Annotated in this window: 21 protein-coding genes; 9 read left to right on the top strand and 12 right to left on the bottom strand. The window is 38.7% G+C overall.

Features of this window, described 5'->3' with window-relative positions; all coding sequences use genetic code 11:
• The first annotated feature begins 22 nt into the window (after positions 1–22).
• From CQZ96_RS17510 to CQZ96_RS17500, 3 genes are read left to right on the top strand one after another with little or no spacing between them, the layout of a single operon-like run.
• Complete coding sequence (locus tag CQZ96_RS17510) at positions 23–865, top strand: amino acid ABC transporter permease (RefSeq protein ID WP_004723738.1); 843 nt, start codon at positions 23–25, stop codon at positions 863–865.
• A gap of 2 nt (positions 866–867) precedes the next feature.
• Positions 868–1,545 carry an amino acid ABC transporter permease gene (locus CQZ96_RS17505; RefSeq protein WP_004723739.1) on the top strand — a complete coding sequence of 226 codons (678 nt, stop codon included), beginning with the start codon at positions 868–870 and terminating at the stop codon, positions 1,543–1,545.
• A gap of 13 nt (positions 1,546–1,558) precedes the next feature.
• Positions 1,559–2,302, top strand: coding sequence for an amino acid ABC transporter ATP-binding protein (locus CQZ96_RS17500; RefSeq protein WP_004723740.1), 744 nt, complete (start codon positions 1,559–1,561; stop codon positions 2,300–2,302).
• Between the two features lie 79 nt (positions 2,303–2,381).
• Here the strand turns inward: CQZ96_RS17500 and CQZ96_RS17495 are convergent, their stop codons facing one another.
• From CQZ96_RS17495 to CQZ96_RS17480, 4 genes are all read right to left on the bottom strand, one after another.
• The gene (locus tag CQZ96_RS17495; RefSeq protein WP_105714338.1) at positions 2,382–3,056 is read right to left on the bottom strand and encodes a DUF799 domain-containing protein; all 675 of its coding nucleotides are present in this window, start codon (positions 3,054–3,056) and stop codon (positions 2,382–2,384) included.
• On the bottom strand, positions 3,053–3,430 hold the full coding sequence (locus tag CQZ96_RS17490; protein ID WP_105714339.1) for a DUF4810 domain-containing protein: 378 nt from the start codon (positions 3,428–3,430) through the stop codon (positions 3,053–3,055). Before CQZ96_RS17490 ends, CQZ96_RS17495 begins: the two co-directional genes overlap by 4 nt.
• A gap of 10 nt (positions 3,431–3,440) precedes the next feature.
• Positions 3,441–4,112 carry a CsgG/HfaB family protein gene (locus CQZ96_RS17485; protein ID WP_105714340.1) on the bottom strand — a complete coding sequence of 224 codons (672 nt, stop codon included), beginning with the start codon at positions 4,110–4,112 and terminating at the stop codon, positions 3,441–3,443.
• Between the two features lie 132 nt (positions 4,113–4,244).
• A complete protein-coding gene (locus CQZ96_RS17480; RefSeq protein WP_016539406.1) occupies positions 4,245–4,868 on the bottom strand; it encodes a LysE family translocator in 624 nt (207 codons plus the stop codon).
• 399 nt (positions 4,869–5,267) lie between these two features.
• On the opposite strand from CQZ96_RS17480, the gene CQZ96_RS17475 reads away from it, so the two are divergent.
• Positions 5,268–6,887, top strand: a complete 1,620-nt coding sequence (locus tag CQZ96_RS17475; protein ID WP_105714341.1) for an oleate hydratase — start codon at positions 5,268–5,270, stop codon at positions 6,885–6,887.
• A gap of 89 nt (positions 6,888–6,976) precedes the next feature.
• On the opposite strand, the gene CQZ96_RS17470 is transcribed toward CQZ96_RS17475, so the two are convergent.
• From CQZ96_RS17470 to CQZ96_RS17450, 5 genes are all read right to left on the bottom strand, one after another.
• Entirely contained in the window at positions 6,977–7,150 is a 174-nt protein-coding gene (locus tag CQZ96_RS17470; protein WP_171252542.1) for an NF038215 family lipoprotein, read from the bottom strand.
• A gap of 106 nt (positions 7,151–7,256) precedes the next feature.
• Complete coding sequence (locus CQZ96_RS17465) at positions 7,257–7,820, bottom strand: hypothetical protein (protein ID WP_171287950.1); 564 nt, start codon at positions 7,818–7,820, stop codon at positions 7,257–7,259.
• Positions 7,821–7,876: 56 nt separating this feature from the next.
• Complete coding sequence (locus CQZ96_RS17460; protein ID WP_105714342.1) at positions 7,877–8,638, bottom strand: class I SAM-dependent methyltransferase; 762 nt, start codon at positions 8,636–8,638, stop codon at positions 7,877–7,879.
• Between the two features lie 98 nt (positions 8,639–8,736).
• Positions 8,737–9,372, bottom strand: coding sequence for a hypothetical protein (locus CQZ96_RS17455; RefSeq protein ID WP_105714343.1), 636 nt, complete (start codon positions 9,370–9,372; stop codon positions 8,737–8,739).
• A gap of 71 nt (positions 9,373–9,443) precedes the next feature.
• A complete protein-coding gene (locus CQZ96_RS17450) occupies positions 9,444–10,115 on the bottom strand; it encodes a D-Ala-D-Ala carboxypeptidase family metallohydrolase (RefSeq protein WP_004723753.1) in 672 nt (223 codons plus the stop codon).
• A 209-nt stretch (positions 10,116–10,324) separates the two neighbouring features.
• On the opposite strand from CQZ96_RS17450, the gene CQZ96_RS17445 reads away from it, so the two are divergent.
• The 5 genes from CQZ96_RS17445 to CQZ96_RS17425 all read left to right on the top strand — a co-directional run bounded on the left by CQZ96_RS17445 (position 10,325) and on the right by CQZ96_RS17425 (position 16,045).
• Positions 10,325–10,873, top strand: coding sequence for a TetR/AcrR family transcriptional regulator (locus CQZ96_RS17445; RefSeq protein WP_056515165.1), 549 nt, complete (start codon positions 10,325–10,327; stop codon positions 10,871–10,873).
• An 11-nt stretch (positions 10,874–10,884) separates the two neighbouring features.
• A complete protein-coding gene (locus CQZ96_RS17440; RefSeq protein WP_105714344.1) occupies positions 10,885–12,537 on the top strand; it encodes an MFS transporter in 1,653 nt (550 codons plus the stop codon).
• Between the two features lie 75 nt (positions 12,538–12,612).
• Positions 12,613–13,740: an HlyD family secretion protein gene (locus tag CQZ96_RS17435; protein ID WP_034613784.1), complete on the top strand. Its 1,128-nt coding sequence runs from the start codon at positions 12,613–12,615 to the stop codon at positions 13,738–13,740.
• Positions 13,741–13,901: 161 nt separating this feature from the next.
• The gene (locus CQZ96_RS17430) at positions 13,902–14,765 is read left to right on the top strand and encodes a 1-aminocyclopropane-1-carboxylate deaminase/D-cysteine desulfhydrase (RefSeq protein ID WP_105714345.1); all 864 of its coding nucleotides are present in this window, start codon (positions 13,902–13,904) and stop codon (positions 14,763–14,765) included.
• Between the two features lie 80 nt (positions 14,766–14,845).
• Positions 14,846–16,045, top strand: coding sequence for an NAD(P)/FAD-dependent oxidoreductase (locus tag CQZ96_RS17425; protein WP_004817673.1), 1,200 nt, complete (start codon positions 14,846–14,848; stop codon positions 16,043–16,045).
• Positions 16,046–16,215: 170 nt separating this feature from the next.
• Here the strand turns inward: CQZ96_RS17425 and CQZ96_RS17420 are convergent, their stop codons facing one another.
• The 3 genes from CQZ96_RS17420 to CQZ96_RS17410 form a co-directional block, all read right to left on the bottom strand.
• Positions 16,216–16,368 (bottom strand): hypothetical protein, encoded by a 153-nt coding sequence (locus CQZ96_RS17420; RefSeq protein WP_004723764.1) that lies wholly within the window; start codon positions 16,366–16,368, stop codon positions 16,216–16,218.
• A gap of 144 nt (positions 16,369–16,512) precedes the next feature.
• Positions 16,513–16,677 (bottom strand): hypothetical protein, encoded by a 165-nt coding sequence (locus tag CQZ96_RS17415; RefSeq protein ID WP_171287947.1) that lies wholly within the window; start codon positions 16,675–16,677, stop codon positions 16,513–16,515.
• Between the two features lie 83 nt (positions 16,678–16,760).
• Positions 16,761–18,383, bottom strand: a complete 1,623-nt coding sequence (locus CQZ96_RS17410; RefSeq protein WP_004723768.1) for a mechanosensitive ion channel — start codon at positions 18,381–18,383, stop codon at positions 16,761–16,763.
• Between the last annotated feature and the right edge of the window lie 22 nt (positions 18,384–18,405).

The following is an 18,405-nucleotide window of genomic DNA, read 5'->3' as shown; positions in this document are numbered from 1 at the left end:
ATTAAAAATACAAGGAGCACACATGTCCGTAGGCTCACTTAACTGGACAGCATATTGTCTCCCCTCGAATGAATATAGTCTTGATAAAGCTGCATGGGCTGAATCTGTCTGTAAAGCGATTGGTGGTGAAAGTTATTCCCCTGTTGCAGATGCACCAACCTGGTTACAACTCCTAGGCTCAGGTGTTTGGACTATGGTCTGGACCGCGATTGCTGCATTTTTCATTGCATTTCTTCTTGGATCTCTCATCGGGATTTTACGTACATTACCCAATAAACCACTTTCATTTATTGGTACTTGCTATGTGGAACTTTTCCGAAATATCCCCCTGATCGTACAACTGTTTTTCTGGGCATTTGTATTCCCACAATTACTGCCACTCAGCTTAAGTACTGGTAGTGGTGAGATGGTTCATGGTGGATGGTGGCAAAATATTCTCAATGACAATCCCGCCGTGGTTGGGGTGTTCGCACTCGGTCTATATACTGCAGCACGTATTGCTGAACAAGTACGTTCAGGTATTAATACGGTTTCAAATGGACAAAAAAATGCAGCTTTTGCAATTGGTTTAAATCAAAGCCAAAGTTATCGCTATGTCATTCTCCCTGTCGCTTATCGTATTGTTTGGCCAACGCTCACTTCTGAAGCAATGAATATTTTCAAAAACTCTGCCGTGCTTTATGCACTGAGTGTTTTGAACTTCTTTGCTTATACCAAAACCATGCGTGAAGAAACATCCCAAGATATTGTTATTCTTATTCTTTCGACACCAGTTTACTTAGTCATTACCTATACCATTAAATTGATCATGGCTTGGATTGAAAAACGTATGGCTGTTCCTGGTCTAGGCTCGGGGGGTAAATAGTCATGGATTTTAGTATTTTACAAAATCAAGATGTTATTCAAACGCTGATCGCAGGGTTTAAATTTACCGTTACGGTGACGATTTTATCGATTATTGGCGGGATTCTGATTGGCACACCTTTGGCCATGATGCGTTTATCCAACAATAAAGTCGCCAGTAATTTTGCTAAAGTTTATGTCGATTTCTTCCGTGGTGTACCACTGATTCAAGTCATCTTCATTTTCTATTTCTTATTGCCAAAGATTTTTGAGTTTCAGTCAGATACCTATTATGGCCCGCTGTTTTCAAGTGTGGTGACCTTTGCAATTTTTGAAGCAGCATTCTTTTCAGAAATTGTCCGTTCAGGGATTCAGTCTGTTTCTAAAGGTCAGGTCAATGCAGGTTATGCACTTGGTTTCACCTATGGACAAACCATGTCCAATGTGGTGTTGCCACAAGCTTTTAGAAACATGCTACCTGTCATTTTGACTCAATCTATCGTACTTTTCCAAGATGTATCATTAGTTTACGTGATTAGTGCGCCAGACTTCTTGGGCAATGCCAATACCTTAGCAAATACCTACGGTGCTGAAACCAAAGCAACTTTCTACCTGATTGTAGCAGTTGTTTACTTCTGTATCTCCTTTGCGCTTTCACGACTTGTGAAGCGTTTACATCAAAAAATAGCAATAATTCGATAATTGGAGAATCAATATGCCAATGATAGAAATACAACATATCTCAAAATGGTATGGAGATTTTCAAGTTCTTACAGATTGCACCACTTCAATTGAAAAAGGTGAAGTTGTGGTGGTGTGTGGACCTTCAGGTTCTGGTAAATCTACACTGATTAAAACTGTAAATGCATTAGAACCGTTCCAAGAAGGCAATATTGTTGTTGATGGAACAGCGTTAAAAGACTCAAAAACTGATCTGGCAAAATTCCGTTCTCGTGTGGGAATGGTATTCCAACACTTTGAATTGTTCCCACATATGACTGTTTTGGATAATTTAACCATTGGGCAACTTAAGGTTTTAAATCGTTCTAAAGCAGAGGCTGAGAAAAAAGCGTTGCAATATTTAGATCGCGTTGGTTTGGCAGCCCACAAAAATAAGTTCCCAGGTCAACTGTCTGGTGGTCAGCAACAGCGTGTTGCGATTGCCCGTGGTCTGTGTATGGATCCAGTGTGCATGTTATTTGATGAACCTACTTCGGCATTAGACCCTGAAATGGTGGGTGAAGTGCTTGAAGTCATGAGTCAATTGGCAAAAGAAGGCATGACCATGATGTGTGTAACTCATGAGATGGGCTTTGCTCGTAAAGTCTCAAGTCGAGTTATTTTCATGGATCAAGGCAAGATTTTAGAAGACTGTGCAACAGATGACTTCTTTAATAAGCCGGATGAGCGTCATGAAAGAACCAAATTCTTCTTAGACAAGATTTCTATGGTGCACTAATCAGCAATATGCTTTAAACATAAAAACCCCAATTTTTAAATTGGGGTTTTTATTTGATGCTCGCAAACAGTACCAGTGCTTAAGGTTTCACCGCATTTTGGGTGAAGTTTGGAGATCGTGGTCCATATAACAGACCTTTTTGCTGATTTAGACTTGGTGAATATAATTGCGAGCTTACAGTACTGGATAAAGTATAGGCTTTGTCTGACAAATGATTGGATATTTGATCAACTAAAGCACCGACCAGCGCGCCAATCAAACCTGCATTGCTATTATCATTGGCTTGCTGAAGTCGCTGCTCACCTTGCCAGAGTAATGTTCCAGTTTGCAAATCTACAAGTTTGGCTTCTACTGAAACTGCAGCTACAGATTGAATCACCTGATATTTAGAACCATACTCTTTAACTTTAATATATAACGCGGCGTCTGCTCCGAAAATCTCTTTTAACTTTTGAGGTGGAATTGCTTGAGCATCAAATCCATTGGTCACCCCATTCTCTTTAAACATGGTGTCAACAACAGAAATTGGAAATACATAATAACCAGCCTCAGCCACAGGCAATGTTACTGTTGACCAATATCCATAGGTTGCACGCGTATCAGGAGACTCATTGATTGGAGGAAGTACCAAAATCGACTTAGGGATATGCTCACGATATGCTGCTAAATCACGATTCTGTTTAGGTGATACCGCACAACCGGTGAAAAGCATCATCAGTAAACCAAGTACAAATAATTGTTTCATATTTTTCATTTGGGATTTACCTCAGTCGATTGAGTGGTCATCTTCTTCAATAAACGATCCATCAATACGGTTGACTCAGGATAAATTTGGCGCTCTAACTCAAAATATTCAATTGCACGTGGGCCATTTTGAATATTAAGATTTAACAAGCCCAAATGCGCATATAAACCTGGCGGAACTGCGGCATTTTTTGCTTTTGCTTTCTCAACATCTTTTTCAAGCGCTAAAATTTGTTGCTGAGGCGAAGTTTTTTCTGGAACCGCCAGCATTAAATAGGTTTGCTGTGGATATCCGCCCCAGCTATATAAAGACTGTGGTCCAGATGCACACCCAACCAAAGTTAACGTTGTAAAAAAACTTAAGAATAATAAAACCCGTTTCATTTATTCAAACCTATTGTACGGACCACTTGTTTGTTTGAATATCTGTGACAAGGTGATTAACTGCTTCGCGTACAGCCAGATCTAAAACCTTACCATTTAAGGTTGAGTCATAAGATGCTGTAGAACCAAAACCTAAAATTTCGCGTTCACTGAGCGCGTATTCACCTGCACCCTGCACAGAATGGACAACTTCTGCTGTTTTTACATCGACAACATTAATATTGACTTTTGCATAGGCAATTTGAGTTTTACCACGCCCTAATAGCCCAAACAATTGATGATCACCCACTTCTTTGCGGCCAAATTCAGATACATCCCCAGTGAGCACATAACGTGCACCCTTAATTGATTGAGATGCTTTACCAAAACCAGCCTCTTGTTGCAGCTCAGATAAATTGTCTCGATTTAAGACTGAAAAATAACCCGTTTGTTGCAAGTGTGTTTCTAAAATCGTTTTTGCTTGACCACCTAAACGATCGACATTATCAGAGAAGATTCCACGCATATAACTTGAGCGGTTATCAAACTTACCAATCGAAACTGCTGTTTTCGCACCTGAATATTTAACCGCTGAAGTCACTGCAGCCACTTGAGGTGCTTGGATGGTTTTAGAGCTTTCAGTAGTAGAACAAGCTGTAAGTACCAAGCCATTTAAGGCAGCAATCAATAATATTTTTTTCAAAATTACATCTCTCTAAGGTCTAAACCATTATAATGAATAAATATATAACACAAACTAAACATACTGTTAATTAGTTTTTAACAAATAAGGTCTGCTGATAAAATGCATGACTATTTTTGGTAGTAAAAACAATCACTTCATACCAAAAATTAGCTTTAAACCAAGTAGTGTCATTACACCGCCAGCGACTCGATCGAAGACTTTTTTAAACTTCAAATAAACACGGCGCGGCTTCTCCGCTGAAAGCGCCACTGCAACCAGTGAATACCAGCCTGCATCGATAAAAAAGCACAAGATAGGCAAAACAAAATAAAAATACGTTGGAATTTCTTTGGGTAAAAGCGCAGTAAAAATACTGGCTAAAATAATCGCAATTTTAGGATTACTTAACTGGGTAATTAAACCTAGACGAAACGCTTGTTGATAACTCATCACCGTGGATGAGTCAGATGCCTGTGCCATTGGATCTTTAGCATGTTTAATAATTTTATAAGCCAGCCAAAGTAAATACAGACCACCACAAATTTTTAAAGCTAAATATGCAGAAGGTACAGCCAATAAGATTGCTTGTAATCCCATTACAGCTAAAAAACCAAATAAAGCTGCGCCCGTGCCTGTCCCTAAAGCGGTAAACAGACCATGTTTACGAGAAATCGCAATTGAATTTTTAGCCACATAAACAAATGTAGGACCAGGGCTAATTGCGCCTAGCATTAATGCCAATGCAATTGAACCTAAAATCAATAATGATTCCAAGAGACACCCCGACCCAGACTATTTTTAAGAATAGATATTTTACGCTACAACCGATTTTTGAAGATATAAAAATCTTTATTATTTCGCGATTACACTTTTATTCAATACAAATTCATCAAAATTTCAATCATAAATTTAAATACACTTGTGTATTATCACCACAAACAGAGTAAACAAATATATTTAGAGTAAAAACTCAATAAAAAATTTATTTTTCAATGTTTTAATTATATCAATAAAATCATCAAGGTATATAAAATATCCTAAAAACCCATAAAATAGACCACATTAATCACAAAAATTAACTTCCATTTTCATGTATTTATAGGCTATAAAAAACCATAATAAAACTATGGTTTTAAATTATCCAAAATCAATATTTATACTTAGGGGTAAAAAATGCACAACAACAAAACCAACCGTTTAGATGCAAGCCAAGCACATTTGTGGATCATTGGCGGTGGAATTGCTGGAATGGCAGCTGCCGCATTTGCCATACGTGATGCCAAAGTACCAGCTAAAAATATTCACATTCTCGAAGAGTTAGATGTCTCAGGTGGTTCAATGGATGGCGGCCATACACCACATGCTGCACAAGCATGGGTTACCCGTGGTGGGCGGATGCTAACAGATGAAACATATTTATGTCTTTGGGACTTATTTTCGAGTATTCCATCCTTAGAAAATCCTGAAATTTCTGTTCGTGAAGAATGTCGTGAGTTCAATGAGCAAGTCAAAACCCATGCACAAGCCCGTTTAATTAATGCGCAGCATGTGATATCAGATGCCGCTAAACTGGGTTTAAATACACGCCATCGCGCGCAAATGTTACGCTTATTGGCAGCGAAAGAAGAAAAAATTGGCAGCCGTCGTATTGATGAATTTTTTGATGAGACCTTCTTTGAAACAAACTTTTGGCGTATGTGGCGTACGACATTTGCCTTCCAAAAATGGCACAGTGCAGCAGAACTTCGTCGTTATTTCTTACGTTTTATCCAAGAGTTACCACGTATTCATACCCTCGCTGGGGTAAAAAGAACCAAATACAACCAGTACGATTCCATGATTTTGCCACTACAACGTTGGTTGCTTGAACAAGGCGTAGATGTTCGTTTTGGCAATTATGTGACTGATGCAGACTTTCAAACCGATGAAGCAACCCAAGAACGTCGTGCAACACGCTTGTATGTCAACCTTCCTGAAGGTACTGAGCAAATCAACCTTCAAGAGAATGATCTCGCCATTTTTACTTTAGGTTCAATTACAGCAGATTCCCGTTATGCAGGAAATGATGATGTTCCAGCGCTTATTCGTGATCGACTTGATCATGGTTGGACATTATGGGAAACCCTTGCGAAAAAAGCACCTGACTTTGGACGACCAATGACCTTTTACGGCAACATTGATGAACATAAATGGGAGTCTTTTACACTCACCATGAAAGACGATGTTCTGTTAAATCGTATCATTGATTACACAGGCAATCAGCCAGGTACTGGAGCACTGATGACTTGGTTTGAATCTGGTTGGCATTTATCGATTGTGGTGCCAGCTCAACCTCATTTTGCAAATTTACCTGAAGGCACATTTACTCTCTGGGGCTATGGTTTCCAAATTGATCAAACAGGTGACTACATCAAAAAACCGATGTCACAAGCAACAGGCAATGAAATACTCACTGAACTGATTCATCAACTCGGTTTTGATGACATTCTTGAGCATGTTGTAGCAAATACCATTGTAACAACTGCAATGATGCCTTATGCATCGGCTTTATTTGCTTGCCGTAAGCCTGGTGATCGCCCACAAGTTATTCCACAAGGCGCAAAAAACTTCGCATTCTTGGGACAATTTGTTGAAATTGAAGATGATGTGGTTTTTACTGTTGAATATTCTGTTCGTGGTGCCATGATTGCAATTTATGAGTTCTTTGGCGTAGAACGTGAAATTCCTGAGATCTATAATGGATTACTTGATCCTAAAGTCGGACTAAAAGCTTTAGAAACTGTTTTTCATTAATTCATTTAAAATCAACTGAGTTAAATTGAATTAAAACCAAACGAGTGTATCCTTTTTTGATGCACTCGTTTTTATATTTTGAATAAAAATCAGGGTTGTGAATCCACTGAACGAGCACTGAGACGATAGTCTTTTTCATACACAGGCATACCTGCGATATGGATTGAACGAACTTCAGTTTTTGTTGGTGTAGGTGGTTTCTTTTCACACCCAACCAAAAATACTGCAAGTATTACACTCAAACTGATGGATAGCTTTTTCATGGCATCTCCTCCATTTTTTGTTTTATTTATAGTTCGAGCATAACAGTTCTGATTAAAAATACAGCTATTTTTTATTTCAAAAGGTGTCTATCTCTATAGAAAGTTGCTATACCTCACAAGGATCTATCATTAAAACAGTTTGATCTTCACCATTTTTATTTTTGTAACGATAGTGAAAGCCACCATTTCCATCAAATTCCATGTCACTAAAATATTGAAAAGCATCTACGCTTACAGACTCAATTTTAGAGTATTGCTCTGGTTGAAATTGAATTTTATTTAAAACTTTTGCAGTAAATACTTTTTGGAAAATAATCGTAGGCGCATTTTTTAATTCAAATCGGGCGATACACTCAGTGTTTTCATCCACAGCAACAACGTTGTCTAAAGCCTGAACGATCCCCGCCTTCGAGATGAAAAGACTATGATGAACATTAAAGGTATAGCCATAGCTTAAATGCAAGAAATCCTCGGTTTGGTTTTCAACATTTAAACCACGCTCCCAGTCCATGACCAAAGGTAATCTATAGTCATCGCCTTCATAGAGTACAAAATCACAATGATAATTTGCATCTTCATCACATGTTTGCTGAATGACTGAAAATTGCCCTATCTTGGCCACTGTTCGATGAATCTGCTCAGCATAACTACTGCTGGAATAGACCATCATGCTAAATAATATCGGAAATATTGTATTGATTATTTTTTTTGACATCAGATTTCTAATCAAGTTTTACTCAATACCAAATATACAGCTTCACTGGTAAATGTGCCATCTTGCTGAATCTGATAATACTGTTGTACTTGATCAGCGGCTTTGGACTGCAAATAGCGAATGGTATTGATGCCCTCTACTGGTGTTTGCATACGCTCCACCCAACTTTGAAAATTTAACTTTAAACTTTGCTTTTCAATGGTTTCTACCTTAAAGCCTGCTTGTTCTACGATTTGTACCCATTCCGCCAAACTATAATTTCGAACATGGCTTGGATCACGAATGGTTTCTATGGTCTGAATAAAGGTGTCTAAAATAGGGTTAGAGTTGCCAATAATATCAAACAGGATCACTTTGCCATCAGCACGTAATACACGATAAATTTCATGAATTGCTTGAGTGATACTTTGCCAATGATGCGCAGAATAACGACTGATCACACAATCAAAATGCTCAACAGGAAAATCCAATTGCTCTGCTGCACCAACCTGCCCTATGACATGATCGAATCCCTTTTGTTGAGATTGCATGGTCACAAGATTGACCATTTCAGGCGTAATATCATAGGCAATTACTTGCTCAGTGAATGCTGCAATCTGATACGTGACATGCCCACCACCGCAGCCTAGATCCAAAACTCGTTTGAATTGATGCTGTTGGATTAAATTTTGCATTTTTTCAAACTCAATGCCTTGTGCATGTACTTGGCTATTTAAGTATGCTTCTGATTTATTTTGATATTGTGCCTGATTAACTTGCTGTTGAGTGGTCATTGTCGTGTCCTCTTGTTGAATAAAACGACAATAGACAACTCAATTCAAAAATAAAAATGATGGATTTTAATAAAATTAATAACTTTATTTTATTTATATTAACTCATGATCACCCGATAATCAGACTGACAAGGGTTTTGAATGATAACATCCTGTACCCCCATCTCGTTTCCGATCTTGATATTATAGTTAAATGAAAAATCACCATTATCCTCAAAATTTGCCGTTGCAGGATAGTTCAGCTTTTTAAACTGTGGCACTTTGTTGTTGAGCACTAAACGTACCCGAAAATCAGGAATACTATAAAATACCAATGAATTTGGCATATTTTTTAAATTCGATTCAAAAGTTACAAAACAACTTTGCTGCCCATTCATCGCAAGAAAACTACTATAATTTTTTTGTTGATTTTTATCGTTAATCACAGTGAGATTATACTCACTTCCTGTTAGCCCCAACAAAAAACCCATTAAATTTGGATTAAATTGATAAACATTTGCGGTTTTACTCCATTTTTCCATTAATACCTGCTTCTTTCCTTTAGCATCATAGAGTACATAGTCACAACTAGAACCATGCTGAGTGCAAGACTCTTTTTGAATTTTCAGTTTTCCTACACGCCCCAATACTTCGTATTCAGGGTCAACTTCGACAGCAGCATCAGCTTGTGCAAAAGCAGGATAACTACTGAAAAAAGTCAGAGCAAATAAACAACCCTTTATTATTTTCAACATAAATAACGTTCCCAATCTCTCAACATTTTTTAATATAGATTCAAGTTCAATTCTTGCTCAAAAATACAATTTTAACTTTTTAGACACGGCGAACTTTTCGATTTAAAGTCCTTACCCCAAGTACGATATCCTTGGGTATCAATATGATAGCGATTATTACCATAAACACCTAAACCCATTTTATAACTTTTGCCTTCCACTTGCCAAAAATGACACATTTTTTTAAGCAATAATTCGCGATCTTTTTTAATGGTTTCTTTGGGTGATAGCACATGAAAATCAACGGCATAATTACTTAAATGCTTACTTTTTTCCGCCCCACCTATGCATTTATTTAATTCAGGGGCACGATAGATTGCTGAAATCGTATATGTTTTAAAATATTCATTTCGATTTAACTTTTCCACCAATTGCAAACTACTCACCACATTTTTCCAAAAGGCTTTAGGTGGAATGGCAAAACGTTTTGAGTAACACTGTTCTGGCATATAGTTTCGGCTGGTTGTCAGCTCCATCAGACTAGGCGGATGTTTTAAATACTGCGACATAAACTGATAATAATCTGCCAATAATTGGGGGTCTTGTTGCGCCTTCCAAAGCTTGAATTGTTGTTCAATCTGATGATCTGATGATTTTCTTGAAGATGCGGCCTGATCTGCTTTTTTCTCAGATGGCGTACAGGCATTTAACACCAATACACTGATGCAGCAGATCGAAATAACAATATTTTTAAAAATTTTCACAATTTCAGCACACTTATTGTTTTATTTTAAAGGGTAAATATTTAGAAATCTAAACCTATTTATACGATTTATTAATCATTGACCTAAGTCATTCTAACCAATCTCATTCACTTTAAAGCTGCTATTTACAAAAATCCACAGAGTTAGCAATTTACAACGGACAAAAATGTCCGTTAAATATCAGAATAAAATTTAATGCAATTTTCCCTATGCGTATACGTCAAAAACAAGCGGCACAAAATCGCGAAGATTTGCTCAATGCTGCACTGAAAATATTCCGTAAACAAGGGATTCGTGCGCCATTACAGCTCGTGATTGATGAAGCTGGCGTTGGACGAGCAACCTTTTATCGTAATTTTCAAGATCGCCGTGAGTTAGTCATCGCCTTGATGGAACAAGCATTAACTCGTCTAGATGAACGGGCAAAAAGCTTTTCAGAATATCCTGACGGTTTGATTCGGTTAATTCGTAATCATGTCGAGAATCTGCCTTATCTCACCGCATTGATGGAATATTGGCGTGTGATTGATCGTAATGACCCAAGTATGGTGGATATTTATCAACGGCGTGACGCAATTCTTCAACCGCTGATTGATCAAGCCATTACCCATCATATTTGCCGACCAGATCTCACCCCAAAAGATTATGCGCTAATTACCGGTATTCTAAGAGCTTCCTTTCAAGGGCTAACCGATGAAGAACAGGTTCAACTGGCCACTCGTGCAGTTGACTTACTGATTGATGGCATCAAGGCGTAATTGAGGCAATTATGGATAAATCGCCACGTTTACTTGAACCTGCCCCAGATTGGACACCTGAAGAACGTCCAACATTACCAGGCTCACCTGCGGCTATTGCACATCCAACACATAAAAAGCTGATTTATTTTTTTATTGGCCTGTTTGTTGCAATCTCAGGCAGTTTAAGTAATGGTTTTATTACCGCAAATTTACCACTTATTCAGGGTGAATACTCGCTAACGCCTTCAGAGGCTGCATGGATTCCCGCAGCTTATGTGATGGCAAATATTAGTTCCAACATGATTCTGTTTAAAGCTCGGCAACAATATGGGTTACGGCTTTTTTCTGAAATTGGTTTAGTGCTTTTTATTTGTGTGTTGGTGCTGCATATCTTTGTGCACACCTTTGAAATGGCATTGTTTGTCCGTGTGATCAGCGGTTTGGTTGCCGCTCCCCTGAGTTCTTTAGGCATGTACTACATCATGCAGGCCTTTAAACGAGAAAACTTTGGACGAGGAATTTATCTCGCACTGGGCTTTCAGCAATTGGGTATCCCACTGGCATGGATCATTTCCCCTTCTCTGGTCGATGTAAATGACTGGATTGTGCTCTATACCTTTGAGTTGGGTTTAGCGATATGTTGTTTGGCTATGGTGGTTTCTTTAAAACTGCCGCGTAGCTTAAGAATCGAAGTCTTTGAAAAACAGGATTTCTTTACTTTTGCCTTACTCGCACCTGGTTTTGCCCTGCTATGTATCGTCCTGACCCAAGGCCCAATCCTTTGGTGGTTTGAAGTCAAATGGTTAGGGTATGCCTTAATTGCAGGATTCAGTCTTATTATTATCGGACTGACTTATGAACATTACCGTGTCAATCCTCTTATCATTACCCGTTGGCTAGGTTCAGCCACCACACTTAAATTTGTGTTTGGTGCGTTGGCGATTCGCTTGCTCATGTCTGAGCAAAGTTACGCAGCTGTTAACTTTTTAAAAACCATGGGCATGGGACCTGATCAGTTCGTTACCTTGTATAGCGTGATTTTTCTTGGCATTGTGCTCGGCACTGTTTTTAGCGCCATGACCTTTAAAAGAGAGCGCATCTCATGGCACTTGGTCAGTGCTGTGGTCTTGGTTCTTATCGCCTGCGCTCTAGACTATCACCTCACCAGTGATGTACGACCTGTGAATTTTTACCGCAGCCAATTTATCGTTGGCTTTGCCAGTGGTATGTTTATCGGACCATTGTTGCTGACAGGGATTATTAATGCCTTACAAAAAGGTCCATCACACATGGTCACTTTTGTGGTGTTGTTCTCTGCAACACAAAGCTTTGGTGGTTTAATTGGAAATTCATTCTTTTCAACCTATCAACAATTACGCACCCAAAATTATCGGGCTGAAATTGTCAGTGACTTGTCACCAACTGATCCATTGGTGGTGCAACGACTTGCAGCCTATCAGCAAGCAGCCAATAAATATACTTTAGATGCATCACTCGAACAGAACCAAGCTTATCGCAATTTAAACCAGATTGTGACACGAGAAGCGCAAGTGCGTGCCTATAATGATGTGATTGCATTAAATGGAATTTTCGCCATTTTACTGTTGATTTGGAGTAGTTTTAATATTGCTTGGACACGCTATCAACTCAAAAAACAGCAACAGGTCCTCAATAGCAGTTAGACAGATCTCAGGCTATTCCGAAATCAGATGATCCATGATGTCACGCTATGTATTAAAAAATATTTGAGAATTCTTATGTCGCAAGATCAAAAACCAACAGAGCAAGCAGCAGTTACACCACCACAAGCACCTGCAACAGCAGCAGCGCCACCACCATCCAGTAAGCTTATTCCAACTGCAAAAAGAACATTGCTGTTGATGCTCTTGGTCTTGTTGGTGGGGATTGCTGTGATTATGCGCGCATGGAAAATTGGCCCTTTTGATAGCAGCATAGAATCCACCGACAATAGTTATATCAAAGGCAGAACCACAGTTTTATCTTCTCAAATCAATGGTTATGTCAAAGATGTATTGGTGACTGATTTTGACCATGTCAAAAAGGGTCAGCCGTTAATGCATATTGATACCACAACCTATGATCAGAAAGTGACTCAGGCTGAAGCGGGTGTTGATCAGGCCAATACCACTTTAGCCAATCAAACCCAAGCGATTGAACAACGCAAAGCAGATATTGTGGCTGCACAAGCCAAAGTTGAACAAGCCAAAGCAAGTTATGAACTTTCAACAGCACAACTCAATCGTTATCAACAATTGGGAAATACTGGCGCAACCTCTAAAACAGAACAAGACAAAGCGGCTGCGGATGTAAAAAATAATTTAGCCTTACTCAAACAAGCGGAAGCCAATGTATTGGTTGCTCAAGAAGCATTAAAAACAGCTCAAGTGGCTCAATCGGGCTTAAAAGCACAAGTCACCAATGCCAAGGCACAATTTGATCAAGCGGTAACGACAAAAGACTACAGCGTGATTGCAGCACCGATGGATGGACAGTTGGGCGAAGTCACTCCGCGTGTGGGACAATATGTTGCAGCTGGAACCCAGTTAATGTATCTGATTCCGCAACAAACTTGGGTAATTGCCAATTTCAAAGAAACACAAATTGCCGATATGCACATCGGGCAAAAAGCAACATTTACTGTAGATGCCATGAAACATCAAAAATTTACTGGCCGTATTGAACAGATTTCACCTGCTGCTGGTGCTGAGTTTAGTGTGCTTAAGCCTGACAACACCACAGGTAATTTTACCAAGGTCGTGCAGCGTATTTCTGTGCGGATCGCCATTGATCCCAATCAAAAAGGTTTAGAATTTTTACGACCCGGGATGTCTGTAGTGACTTCCGTCGATACCAGCACTCAATGATCCGCCTAAGTGAAAAGCTTGAGTTAAAACCTAGAAATTTATCCCCAATAATAGACATGAAACTCAATCAAACCTGTCTTGTTTTACAGGTTTGATTAGAATATCTTGAACAGGCTTAAGTCAAAGCTACTCATACACACCCATTCAGTTAAAAAATCAGCATGTTTGATCATATTGCCCAAACTATTCCCTACCAAAGTTTAGATTTTGCTGGATCTGTTCAACTTACAGTTAAACGGCTTGATCTAATCCATCCACAAATTTCTGGCAATAAATTTTTTAAACTCAAATATAATTTGATTGAAGCACGTCAGCTTGGCCTAAAACAGATTCTGACGTTCGGTGGTGCTTATTCCAATCATATCGCTGCCACAGCCTATGCAGCACAGTTATTTGGATTTAAAAGCATCGGGATCATTCGGGGCGAGGAGTTAGCGCATAAACCACTCAACCCAACCCTGACAACAGCACAACAATTGGGTATGCAGCTAGTTTTTGTTTCACGTGAAAAATATAGACAAAAAAATAATCATGACTGGATCGATGAATTAACACAACATTATCCAAACACTTATATTATTCCTGAAGGTGGAACCAATGAGCTTGCTATACAAGGTTGTCAGGAAATTTTAACGACAGAAGATTTAAATCATTATGATGTGATTTGCTGTGCGGTAGGAACAGGTGGCACAATCACTGGGCTGATTAACGCCAGTTCACCACAGCAGGAAATTTTAGGATTTTCAGCACTTAAAGGTGATTTTTTACAACAAGATGTCAGTCAACTCACCCATAAAAGCAATTGGAAAATACTGGATGATTATTGTTTTGGAGGCTATGCCAAAACCACTGCTGAATTACTTAGCTTTATAAACAACTTTGAGCAGCAATATCGCATTCCGCTTGAACAGATTTATACTGGGAAAATGTTTTATGGGATTTTTGATTTAATTTCAAAAGGTTACTTTAAAGAAAATGCAAAAATCTTGATCCTGCATAGTGGTGGCTTGCAAGGACGTAGCTAAACCCTACCTATTTATAATTGTCCTGAAAATTACTTTAAATTTGTCTATAATCCCCTGCTCAAAGTTTCCATGAGTGTGATATGTCTTCTAACCAATATGATGTGATTGTCCTCGGCGCAGGTGCTTCAGGTTTAATGCTTGCGGCAAAAGCAGCTGCCCGTGGTCGTAAAGTCTTAGTGGTTGAGAAAGCCAATAAAATTGGTAAAAAAATCCTCATGTCAGGTGGTGGTAAATGTAACTTCACCAATCTTTATGTTGAGCCTGAAAATTTTATTTCACATAACCCACATTTTGTCATCTCTGCCCTGACGCGTTATACCAATTGGGACTTTATTGGGATGGTCTGTGAATATGGCATTGACTATGAAGAACGCAAACATGGACAACTGTTTACCTTAAATGGCGCAAAAGAAATCTTAAGCATGCTGCTCAACGAATGTGAAAAAACACATCATGTTGAGATTAAAACCAGTTGTGAAGTCAAAGCGATTAACACGGTTGACGATCAGACTTTTCAAGTCGCCACCAATTTAGGCTATTTTCAGGCTGAATCTGTAGTTGTTGCATCAGGAGGCTTATCTATTCCAACATTGGGTGGCTCTGGCATCGGCTATGAGATTGCCAAACAATTTGGTCACCACATCTATCCTACACGCGCAGGTTTAGTTCCCTTCACTTTTTCAGATCAATTTAAAGAAGTTACCACTCGTTTAAGCGGCAATGCGGTTGAAGCAACGCTATCTAACGAGCTGATCGCATTTACTGAAGCATTGTTGTTTACACATCGTGGCTTAAGTGGTCCAAGCTCATTACAACTTTCAAATTATTGGAATGCAGGGCAAGCATTCCATATTAACTTTTTACCAAGTCTTGAGCTGTTTGATTTTTTAAAGCGCAAAAAGCAAAGCCAACCTAAGGTGTTAATCAGAACCTTACTGACTGAACTTTTACCGAAAAGTGTGGTGATTGAACTACAAAATCTCATTTGGTCCGAGTGGGCTGAAACGGCGATTGGGCAATTAAGTGATGAAAAACTTGAAACGATTGCCAATAAATTACAGCAATTTGAAGTCAAACCCTCTGGTACTGAAGGCTATCGGACTGCAGAAGTCACTTTAGGCGGTGTCGACACCACTGAAGTTTCATCAAAAACCATGGAAAGTAAAAAACAAAAAGGTTTATTTTTTATAGGTGAGATCTTAGATGTAACTGGTCATTTAGGCGGGTTTAATTTTCAGTGGGCATGGGCTTCAGCACATGCTGCTTCAGAATATGTTTAATTTAAACTGATCAATAAAGATCTTTCATAAATCAAAAAATGATCATGTGGAGTGAATCATATGGGTATTATGAAAGTGCCTTCTCTCGCTGGGAGAAGGCTAGGATGAGGGCGCTTTTATGTTGATTTATGGTTTTAAAAAGGACGTATGAAAGAAGTCTAATAGAAAGCTTATTCCAGATAATCTGTTTTAAATAAGATAAGTTGGTTCTGGATTTGCTGCTTCTGGGTCACACGTTGAATCGCCAAATCCATCGACTTTAGATCATGGTTTTTTGCAAATAACGACTGATGAATTTTGTGTAAAAAATAGATGATCTTCATTTCAATTCCTTTGAAAATGATATTTATCAGATGAGTGTGTTTTATATTGCCTACATATTCACCCATTCAATCTAGACAATAAATCATCTGATGTCTATCTGTTTTCTATAAAAAACCGATAAAATTCATGCTTTGCAAACACAATCACTCTTGAGATTTGTTTTTAGATTCATGTTGTTGCTTAACAATTTCGGATGATTGCTTTTTCGGTTTTGCAAACACAAATTTATAAGCACTTGCTAAAAACCCTACAGTGATTCCTGCAATCACAATGGGTGCAATGAAATTATTTGGCTTTTTCTTAGACATCTCTATTCCCTCTCACTTTTGACCTAAAAATAAAAAGATCGATCAAGCATCAATCCTGATCGATCTTTAAAAGAATTTAAATGTTAATTCGGGTCATCTTTGTCCTGTTTCAATGAATCAGTAAGTGACTTGTACTCATTTTCAATCGCAGGGGTATCCGCGGTTACTTGCGTAGCGTCTGTACCACTTGGCTGTGATGAATAAGTATTTTCTTGCTTTAATGGATTCGGTTGATTTGCCTCTTTCTTAGCTTTATCGATTAAATCCGTTAAAACGCGTTCTGCAGGTTGACGTCCACCTAGACCAAAGGCCAATGCAAAAGCAACTGCCACAGAACCCAAGGTTAAGCCAAAAGCAAGATTAACGATCGAATCGGCAATTCCCATGGCTTTTAAACCCATTGCAATCACCAGCCCCATGATCAAAACACGAACCAAGTTGCCTAACCATCTTGAGCTATTGTACTCACCACGCTGTACCACATTCGCCACGATATTGGCCAACCAGAAACCGATCACCAAAATCACTGCGCCTAACAAAATGTTGGCACCAAAGTAAATAAACATTGAAATCAAATGACTAACTTGCTCAAAGCCCAGTCGATTTGCCGCTTCGGAAACAGCAAATAACATGGTAAAGAAAACAATCAGATAACCAATGATACAAGAAACTTTCGTGTCACCTAAAAAGCGTTGCAAATCTAATTTTGCAGGAATTTCATCAACACCTGTTCCAGCTACAACTTCTGAAACCAAACGCCCCACAAAACGAGACACCACATAGGCCACAATTAAAATTAATCCGGCTGCAATAATATGTGGAATTGCATACATGATTTCACCCAGCATTGCGGTTGCTGGTTGTGAAATAGCCTGTATACCAAGTGCTTCAAAAGCCACAATTAACGCAGTAATCATGACAACGGCAAAAACAAAAGAGCCTAAAAACTTCGCTAAACCTTGGTTTGAGTTTTTAAATAGCCCTACTTTTTCTATTTGGGTTTGTAAATTTAGACTGTTGATTAAACCCTCAACAATCCCGCGCAGGATTTTTGCCAAGATATAACCGACAAAAACGATGACACCCGCAATGAAAATATTTGGTATATAAGAGACTGCCTCATTCAGCATGTTCTGCACTGGAAGCAATAAGCCTTGCAAACCTAAAATTGATAATACAATTGGTAGGAACAGCAATAAAATTAGCCAGTACACAATATCAGCGATATTCTGACTGATCGGACTGACCCCAACATCGGCACTTAATTTTTCATCAAGTTGAGTCCGATCCAAGGCTTTTTTTAAGCCGACTTTAACCAGATTTGCCACAATCCAGCCGATAAACCCGATGGCCACGGCAGCCAGTAATTGTGGAATAAACAATAAGAATTGCTGAATCATCAAACTAAATGGGCTGCTTACGCTGGTAAGATTCAGCACATTTAATGCACCAATCACCGCGATCACCATCACCACCCAAAAAACAATTCGAGAAAGAATACTTTCAATATTTGAACGATGACCTGTTGCTGAAGACAATTTTGTATTTGTACCTAGTTTTTCTAGGATTTTTTTAATTCCTGCTGCAACAATCAGTGCAATAATCCATCCCACAATAAGGATGGCAACAGCGGCGAGAATCGGGTGGAATTGATCCCAATAATACATGGCATCAAATCTCCCCCTTGTTTGTAAAATTTCATTCATTTTTATTTCCTCAAGTTATAGA

It is taken from the genome of Acinetobacter sp. MYb10 (assembly GCF_002980175.2).
GTDB lineage: Bacteria > Pseudomonadota > Gammaproteobacteria > Pseudomonadales > Moraxellaceae > Acinetobacter > Acinetobacter guillouiae.
The sequence above is the reverse complement of the archived record's forward strand: the minus strand, read 5'-3'. Positions and strand labels throughout refer to the sequence as shown.